The sequence below is a fragment of the Pseudomonas sp. FA-1 genome (assembly GCF_056856075.1).
In genome coordinates this window covers 302,144-310,451 of the sequence record NZ_JBWXTH010000007.1, presented here as the reverse complement: position 1 = coordinate 310,451, position 8,308 = coordinate 302,144, and the positions used below count along the sequence as shown (strand labels likewise).

Annotated in this window: 7 protein-coding genes; 1 reads left to right on the top strand and 6 read right to left on the bottom strand. The window is 64.4% G+C overall.

The annotated features are described in order from the left end of the window. The 6 genes from AC1MHZ_RS15325 to AC1MHZ_RS15300 all read right to left on the bottom strand — a co-directional run. Positions 1 to 324: hypothetical protein (locus AC1MHZ_RS15325; protein ID WP_482966576.1), on the bottom strand; the 324-nt coding region annotated here is incomplete at its 3' end. A 558-nt stretch (positions 325 to 882) separates the two neighbouring features. Next, positions 883 to 2,295, bottom strand: coding sequence for a DOPA decarboxylase (locus AC1MHZ_RS15320; protein ID WP_084853512.1), 1,413 nt, complete (start codon positions 2,293 to 2,295; stop codon positions 883 to 885). A gap of 199 nt (positions 2,296 to 2,494) precedes the next feature. Continuing rightward, on the bottom strand, positions 2,495 to 3,439 hold the full coding sequence (locus AC1MHZ_RS15315) for a LysR family transcriptional regulator (RefSeq protein WP_465001178.1): 945 nt from the start codon (positions 3,437 to 3,439) through the stop codon (positions 2,495 to 2,497). A gap of 111 nt (positions 3,440 to 3,550) precedes the next feature. After that, the gene (locus AC1MHZ_RS15310; RefSeq protein ID WP_324815921.1) at positions 3,551 to 4,261 is read right to left on the bottom strand and encodes a YebC/PmpR family DNA-binding transcriptional regulator; all 711 of its coding nucleotides are present in this window, start codon (positions 4,259 to 4,261) and stop codon (positions 3,551 to 3,553) included. A 127-nt stretch (positions 4,262 to 4,388) separates the two neighbouring features. Next, positions 4,389 to 5,780 (bottom strand): FAD-dependent oxidoreductase, encoded by a 1,392-nt coding sequence (locus AC1MHZ_RS15305; RefSeq protein ID WP_324815924.1) that lies wholly within the window; start codon positions 5,778 to 5,780, stop codon positions 4,389 to 4,391. 12 nt (positions 5,781 to 5,792) lie between these two features. Beyond that, positions 5,793 to 7,109, bottom strand: a complete 1,317-nt coding sequence (locus AC1MHZ_RS15300; protein ID WP_084853519.1) for an MFS transporter — start codon at positions 7,107 to 7,109, stop codon at positions 5,793 to 5,795. A 262-nt stretch (positions 7,110 to 7,371) separates the two neighbouring features. Here AC1MHZ_RS15300 and AC1MHZ_RS15295 point away from each other — a divergent pair, with 262 nt between their 5' ends. Next, positions 7,372 to 8,241: a LysR substrate-binding domain-containing protein gene (locus tag AC1MHZ_RS15295; protein WP_084853521.1), complete on the top strand. Its 870-nt coding sequence runs from the start codon at positions 7,372 to 7,374 to the stop codon at positions 8,239 to 8,241. The last annotated feature ends 67 nt before the right edge of the window (positions 8,242 to 8,308 follow it).

Below are 8,308 nucleotides of genomic sequence, written 5' to 3'. Positions count from 1 at the left end.
CGAGAACATCGAGGCGACACTGCCTGGGGCGGCAAACTTCGCTGCGCGGCCGCCGAACCATTCTTTGTAGTCGTGCACCGCTGCATCGGGAGATGCCATGCCGCGCCTGATCGCCTGGGGCAATAGAGGCGAGGCGCGAGTCAGGATCTTTTTTTCGTTTATCAGCGCATCGTTGCATGCCTTGCGGGCAGCCTGATGCAACGCTTGCACCTGACACAAGGTGAGTTCCGCACCCAGCTCGGTATGCAGTTCTGCGCAAGAGCGCAGCCCAGCCGCCGCCGTCAGTTTGACGGCAGCAGGAACATCAAATTCTTTTCGCGACATATCCAGCCTCATTTAATCATGAGCAGGCGCGCCCCCTGACACGGTCGTCGGCCGAAGCCCAACAATGTGTCGACCCTGTACAGGCAAAGCGCTCGCCTGAAGCAAGTAATTTTTATTGAAGGAGGCGCAGTTCCGTCGCACACACCAGACATTACAACGGAGGAAAAAGGCGGGGGCGAAGAAAGGACAACACCGCTGACGGTGCTGGTCAAAACATTTAGATGTTTCCCATGTGAAGTACGCGGGGCGCTAGTTCATCCTGATCACATATCCTCTCACTCGTCCATACAATTAAACCGGGCATCGAACTGCCCGTTCTTCCCTGCATTGAGCCGCTACATTTAACCTCTCAACCAGCGATGTGGATGGTAGCCAAGGACAGCACTGGTACTAACTGGCAGAAGTAATAGGTGTGTTGAAGCATCGTCTTTCCAGTTGCAGATAACGTCGTCGCCGCACGGGAAATGGCTGTGAGGTGACCGGGCCGCTGCACAGCCCGATCACAAGGCCAACCTGATGCTCATGCCCGCTATCAGGCCACAACACGAGCGTGTGGACTCAAGCCTTGACGATACCCTGCAGATTCGCCCATAACCGTTCCACATGAGCCCGTTCGGTGGGCAGCGCGCCCACCGATATTCGCACCATCCAGCGTCCATCCAGAGTCGCCGGCGTCACATAGGCATTGCCGGAACCATTGAGCCGATCCGCCCAGGCGCGGGTATGTGCATCCAGGGCTTCACCTTCCAGCCCTGTTGGCCGGTGGCGGATACACAGGGTCTGCAACTGCACCGGCGCCAGCAGCTCCCATTCGGGTGCGGCCTCGACCTGCTCGGCCAGCCAGCGAGCGTTGTCCAGATCGCGGCGTAAACGTTGCTGCAGGGCCTCGACACCTTCACTGCGCAGCATGAACCACAGCTTCAGGGCACGGAACCGACGCCCCAAGGGGATCCCCCAATCACGCAGGTTCTTCACCTCCCCGTCCACTGCCGACTGCAGGTAGCTGGGGTTGGTGCTCATCACCCGAATCAGGTGCTGCGGGTCGCGCACGTAGTAGATCGAGCAATCGAAGGCCACGCCCAACCACTTGTGGGCATTGACCACCACCGAGTCGGCCAGCTCGATGCCCGCCCACATCCAACGGCATTCGGGCAGGATCATCGCCGAGCCCGCCATGGCCGAATCGACATGCAACCACAGCTGGTGCGCCTGGGTAATGGCACCGATCGCGGCCAATGGGTCGAGCGCGGTGGTGGCCGTGGTACCGGTCGTGGCGACAACGGCACAGGGTTGGTTACCAACGGCCAGGTCTTCCTCGATAGCGGCCTGCAGCGCCTCCGGACGCATGGCGAAACGTTCGTCGGTGGGGATCAGGCGGATGTTCTGGCGACCGAAACCGGCCAGCAGCGCAGCCTTGTCCACCGAGCTATGGGCATGAGCACTGACATAGACCACCAGGGGTTTCTCCTGGGCCTGCAACCCACCACGCACCAGGGCGTAGTCGGTGGCCCGCTCACGGGCACAGATCAACGCGACCAAGGTGCTGGTGGACGCGGTGTCCTGGATCACCCCGCTCCAGTGCGCGGAGAGCCCCAGCAGCTGGCGTAGCCAATCGAGGGTGGTTTCCTCCAGCTCGCTCAGCGCCGGACTGGACTGCCACGACAGGCCCAACACGCCCAGGCCGGTGCTGAGAAAATCGCCCAGCACAGACGACAAGGTACCGTTGGAGGGGAAATAGCCGTAGAAGTCCGGATGTTGCCAGTGGGACAGTCCAGGCATCAGCAGCTTGTCGACATCGGCGAGGATCGCCTCGAACGGCTCGCCCTGTTGCGGAGCCGCCGCGGGCAACGCGGCCTTGAGGTAGCCTGGCTCGACCTGGGCCATGACCGGACGCTCGGCGACGCCTTGGCGGTAGTCGGCGATCAGGTCGATCAGTTGGTGGCCGTATTTGCGGAAGTCTTCTGGGGTCATGGGCGCGCTCCTGGGCATCTTGGTGGTCAGTGCAGGCCCAATCGCGAGGCAAGCCCGCTCCTACAAAAAACCGGCGGCCGACCCATGGGGGCAGCGATTCGTTTGTAGGAGCGGGCTTGTCCCGCGATTGGACCTGCGTCATGCCGGAGAGTCTAGGCGCCCTCTCCCTGCGCAAAGAACCCCGCTTGGCGCATAGCTGCTATGGCGAAGGCGCATGCCCGCCGTGCACACCGAACTGCGACTGGCGCCACAACTCGAACACCCGGTTGCGCAACCAACGGTGCTCGGCCGAGGCCTGCAGCCGCTGGTGCCAGACCACCCAGTAGCGCTGGGTATGGGCAATGAAACCTAGTGGCCGCCAGGCCAGCGGGTGCAAGCGGCACAGCTGACGGGCAATGTGCTCGGGCACCGTGGCCAGGGCCTGGCCATTGCCGATCACCTGCACCGCGGCGCAGAAGAACGGCACCTGAAGGCCGATCCGTCGTTGCAGGCCCTGAGCGCGCAGGTGCCGGTCGATGAAACTGTCCTTGTCGCCGCCGCCTGAAATGCGCACATGCTTGAACGCCAGGTAGTTGTCCTGGCTCACACTGGCACAGGCGGTCAATGGGTGATCCTGGCGCATCAGGCACACCGCCCGGTCCTCGCCCAGCAGGCGCCCGTGCAGATTGGGCGGCGACTCGTCGAACAAGGTGGTGGCCAGGTCGATCTCGCCGCTGGCCAGCAAGGCGTACTGCCCCGCCTGCCAGGTGCGATATTCCAGGGTGACGCCGGGCGCTTCGCGCTCCAGGGCTGTTACCAGCAAGGGCAGCATGTGCTCGGCCACATAGTCCGAGGCCGCCAGGCAAAAACGTCGCTCGCAGCGCGCCGGATCGAAGACCGCCGGTTGGCGCAGGGCTTGCAGTTCTTCCAGCACTTGGCGCAGGGGCTCGACCAACGACTCGGCATGCTCGCTGAGCACGTAGCCGCGGCCTTGGCGTACCAGCAAGGGATCGTCGAAGGCGTCGCGCAGGTTGGCCAATTGCCGGCTCAAGGCCGACTGGCTGCAGCCCAGACGCTCGGCGGCGTGGCTGAGGTTCTTCAGCTGCAGGAGGCAGTCGAGGGTGCGCAGGTGCGCGAGGCTGAGAGAGGCGAAGGTGGGATTCATCGATGAGGGGTCCGGCGAGGGCGGCGCCCTCGATCGCGGGGCAAGCCCGCTCCCGCAAGGGCTGCAGTAGACCTGCGGGAACGGGCTTGCCCCGTGATTGGGGCCCGTGGATCAGTCAGTCAGGCCGACATAGACGTTCTGCACGTCGTCATGGTTGTCGATGGCCTCGAGGAAGGCCTCGACCTCGGCGAGGGCCTCGGCGCTCAGGCTGGCTGCGCTGACCGGGTTCTTCGGGGTGTAGCCGATCTTCGCCGAGATTACGGTGAAGCCGTGCTCCGGCAGGGCCTTCTGCACGGCGTCCAGGTCGGTGGTGTCGGTGATGAACAGGGTCGACCCCTCTTCCTCGCCGTCCTCGAAGTCCTGGGCACCGGCCTCGATGGCGGCCAGTTCAGGGTCGGCATCGCCGTTGGGTGTCGCCTCGATCAGGCCGACATGCTTGAAGTCCCAGGCGACCGAACCGCTGGCACCGAGCTGGCCCTTGCGGAAGGCCACGCGGATCTCGGCGACGGTACGGTTGATGTTGTCGGTCAGGCATTCGACGATCAGCGGCACCTGGTGCGGGGCGAACCCTTCGTAGGTCACTGCGTGATACTGCACCGAGTCGCCGTCCAGGCCTGCGCCCTTGCGGATGGCGCGCTCGAGGGTTTCACGGGTCATCGAGGCCTTCTTGGCCTGTTCCACGGCCAGGCGCAGGCGCGGGTTCATGTCCGGGTCGGCGCCGGACTTGGCAGCGATCTGAATTTCCTTGGCCAGCTTGCCCATGATCTTGCCCTTGGCATTGGCTGCGGCTTCTTTATGCTTGGCTTTCCACTGTGCGCCCATGTCGACTCTCTTTGTTTCAGCGGCCGGTTCAGGAAGCGACCGGCCAAAAAGTGGGAGCAGTTTATACGCCCTCGCCGGTTGGATCGACAAGAAATCTCGACACAGGCCCCGCGATCAGGGCAGAAAATCAGGCTTTGTCGGCCTTGCCCGCCGCCGCCGCGAACCGCGCCAGGCGCACGTCCAGGTGCCGTGGCCGTACACCGCGGTCCTCGGCGCGCTCCTTGCGACGGATGGCATTGCGCACCATCAACGACCCCAGATAGCGGATCGGCTCCGGCGGGAACTGGCCCAGCGGCCCCTTGACCAGCGGTGAACGGGTCCAGGGGTTGTCCTGCCCCAGGGCCAGCGACGACAGGATCTGCCCACCCATGTGGCATGGCCCCACGCCACTGCCGGAATAACCAAAGCCATAGAACACATTGCCCTGCCCATCCAGCCGGCCGAAGAACGGCAGGCCGGTCACCGAGCGGTCAGACGGGCCGTTCCAACTGGCCGCCAGCGGCACGTCGGCCAGCGCCGGGAAAAACGCGCCGAGGCTCTCGCGCAGCAGTGGCCGGTAAGGCGATGGTTGGTCGAACACCGGCAACATACGCCCGCCATAGGCGAAGGTGTTGCCCCCTTTGCCGAGCATCAGCCGCCCGTCGCTGGTGTTGTGGTAGTAGTGCACGAAAATCCGTGAATCGAGAACGCTCACACCGCTGACCAGGCCAATTTCACGCAGCAGTTCCGGGCACGGCTCGGTGATCACCATATCGCTGGAGACGATCGCCACGCTGCGCTCGAACTGCGGGAAGGCCCGCGCCATCCAGGCATTGAGGCCCAGCACCACACGGTCGGCGCGAATGGTCCCCTGGCGGGTGTGCACCTGTACCGGTGCGCCATGCTCCAGGCCCGTCATCGCCGTGCCTTCGTGGATCCGTACCCCCCGTGCCAAGGCCACCCGCCGCAGGCCGCGCACCAGCCGGCCCGGTTGCACCGTGGCGGCAGCCGGCGAATACCAGCCTTCCAGGTGCCGGGTGGACCCGGCGAGGCGTTGCACCTGTTCCAGCGGCAGGCGTTGGAACGAATTGATCCCCTTGTTCTCCAGGGCAGCGATCACCGCATCGGTGCTGCCGACCTGAGCCTGGTTGGTCGCAGTATACAAGGTGCCGTCCAGGCGGTAGTCGCACTGGATGCCATTGGCCGCGCAGAACTCACCGATGGCGGTGATGCTGCGCTCCGACTCACGCACCAGACGCACCGCCTCGGCCGCCCCGAACAGCCGCTCGAGGGTGAAATACTTGGCCGACCATGACAATGCACACCCGCCGTTCCGGCCGCTGGCCCCGGCACCACAGATATCCGCCTCGATCAGTAGCACATCCAGCGAGGGTGCCTGTTCCTTGATCATCAAGGCGGTCCATAGGCCGGTGTAGCCCCCCCCGACGATACACACGTCGCAGCGCGCGTCACCGGCGAGCGGCGGGCATGGTGCCTCGCCTTCGATGTCCAGGGCCTGTTGCAGCCAGAAGGGTCTCATCTATTGCATTCCTCAGGTGCGTGCGGGCTTGATCGCCATTGCAGTGTTCGGGGCCACGTCATTGGCCGCCACGAGGCTGGCCGGACGGCTGTTCCAGTGCGGCAGGAGCACAAGGGCGGAGAACAGCGCGGTGCAGGCAAAGATGATGAACACCGTGACGCTGTCGAAGTAGCCAGGCAGCAGGCCGCCGAGTACCGCGCCCACCGAGCCGCAACCGTTGACGAAGCCTGCCGCGGTAGCACCGGCCTTGGCCGTGCCGAAATCGATGGCGGCCGCGCCGCTGATCATCGAGTCAGGCCCGTACAGGGTCAGGCCCATCACGAACAGCAAGGCCACGACCAGGACCACGCTGCCGGTTTGCATGGCGCCCATGAAGCCCGCCAGCACCAGGGTCAGCAGTACCAGGCTGATCACGCAGGCGGGCATGCGCCGTGCCCCGAACAGTTTGTCGGAGGCAACGCCGATGATGATCGGCCCGAGCAGGCCCGCCAGCTCGAAGGCAGTCGGAATGATGGCGGCCCCCACCTTGCCCACCGACGGCATGTGTTCGAAGACGATCACCGGGCCCCACAGCAGAATGGCGTAGCGCGCCGGCTTGAGCATGAAGTAGGCAAGCCCCAGGGTCAGCACCGTGCGGTTGCGCAGGATCTCCTTCAACGGCGCCCAGACGCTGCACAGGTTCGAGCCCGGCGCCATGCTCTGTGGCTCGGGCTCCACCGGCTGCAGGCCGACGTCTTCGGGCTTGTTGCGCTGGAAGATGAAGAACAAGACCGCCACGCCCGCCACCACTGCGGCGCTGGAGAAAAACGCCGCGTGCCAGGTGCCGACCAGGGTATAGGCCCACCAGCCGGCGAACGGAGAAGCCACCAGGCCACCGAAGGCGTAGCACGAACTCCACAGGCCCAGCACCCGCCCGCGTTGCACCGCCGGGAAGAAGCTGCCGATGTTCTTGCACAGCCCCGCCCACCCGGTGGACTGGGCCAGACCCTGGACCAGCATGCAGGTGGCGAAGATCGGGAAAGTCGCGTAGCTGCCCATCACCACTGCCGCGGCGGCCGAGATCAGCAGGCCGCCGAGCACCACCACGCGCGGGCCGAAGCGGTCGGCCAGCATGCCCCAGGTGAACTGGCCCACGGCGTAGGCCGCCAGGTAGATCGCATCGAGGTTGGCCATGGCGGCCTTGTCGAGCATGAACGAGGGATCTTCGCCGATGCCGAGCTTGGCGACCGAGAAGGCCTTGCGGGTGAAATAGAAGGCGGCATATGCCAGCCAGGTGATTGCGAAGATCTGGACGCGCCAGCGCTTCATGGCCGCTAGGGATTGATTCATTTGACTCTGACCTCTTGCTCGAGTGTGCCGGCAGAATGTGAAAAAACGCCTGTTTTGTTGTTGTGTTGCGCACTGCATGACGAGTAGGACCGTCATTGGTCAGATGGCACGGCGGTCGGGCGTGACCGGGGAAGTGCCATGGCCTCCGGTGGTTGCTTTTGGCAACGCCGCTGGGCTGTCGAACATGGAACCAGTTGGTGACTGATAAATAAAATCGATTTATCGTATTTCACACATAAGCTCAGCTTGTTACGGAGTGGTCATGTCGGTCTCCCACGCTCAACTCAAGGCCTTTCACGCAGTTGCCGAGCAAGGCAGCTTCACCCGTGCCGCGGAAAAACTGTTCCTCACCCAGCCGGCAGTCTCCGACCAGGTGCGCAAGCTCGAGGAACGTTTCGGTGTGCTGCTGTTCCACCGCAACAAACGTTCGGTGCAACTGACCGACCTGGGCGAGCGCCTGTTGGGTGTCACCCAGCGGCTGTTCGCCTGCGAAGCCGAGGCGGTGGAGCTGCTGCAGGACTCCCGCGCCCTGCATACCGGCAGCCTGGTGCTGGCCGTGGACGCCCCGGTCCACGTACTGCCGCAGATCGCCCGGTTCTGCCAGCGCTACCCAGGTATCCAAGTGAAGATCGAAACGGGCAACACCGACGAATCCCTGGCCCGCCTGTTCAGTTACCAGGCAGACCTGGCCTTGCTCGGGCGCGATGTCGATGACGAGCGGCTGTTCTGCGTGCCCATGCGCCGCGACCCGATGGTGGCGTTCGTCTCGCGCAACCATCCCTGGGCCAGCCGCAGCTCGATCACCCTCGCCGACCTGGACGATACCCCGCTGGTGCTGCGCGAACCGGGTTCGGTGACCCGCCAGACGCTTGAGGAGGAAATGCAACGTGCCGGCCTGCGCATCCGCCCGGCGATCCAGGTCGAAGGCCGCGAGGCCGCACGGGAAGCAGTGGTGGTAGGCATTGGCGTGGGTGTGGTGTCGGCCGCCGAGTTCGGCGCCGATGCCCGGGTGTGCGCACTGCCGATCCTCGACTGCCAACGGCACCTGACCGAGACCCTGGTATGCCTGAGCGAACAGCGCACCCGGCGGGTGGTGGCGACCTTCCTGGAAATGGTGCGTGAACACCCCTGAGCCCTCATCGCTGGCAAGCCGGCTCCCACAGGTCTGGCAGTGTCTCTGATACAGCGCAGGACAAGTG

Excerpts from the sequence above, each read along its gene's own strand:
- AC1MHZ_RS15310 (WP_324815921.1), bottom strand. The coding sequence starts at position 4,261 with ATGGGCGCACAGTGGAAAGCCAAGCATAAAGAAGCCGCAGCCAATGCC.
- AC1MHZ_RS15300 (WP_084853519.1), bottom strand. The coding sequence starts at position 7,109 with ATGAATCAATCCCTAGCGGCCATGAAGCGCTGGCGCGTCCAGATCTTC.
- AC1MHZ_RS15315 (WP_465001178.1), bottom strand. The coding sequence starts at position 3,439 with ATGAATCCCACCTTCGCCTCTCTCAGCCTCGCGCACCTGCGCACCCTC.
- AC1MHZ_RS15295 (WP_084853521.1), top strand. The coding sequence starts at position 7,372 with ATGTCGGTCTCCCACGCTCAACTCAAGGCCTTTCACGCAGTTGCCGAG.
- AC1MHZ_RS15320 (WP_084853512.1), bottom strand. The coding sequence starts at position 2,295 with ATGACCCCAGAAGACTTCCGCAAATACGGCCACCAACTGATCGACCTG.
- AC1MHZ_RS15305 (WP_324815924.1), bottom strand. The coding sequence starts at position 5,780 with ATGAGACCCTTCTGGCTGCAACAGGCCCTGGACATCGAAGGCGAGGCA.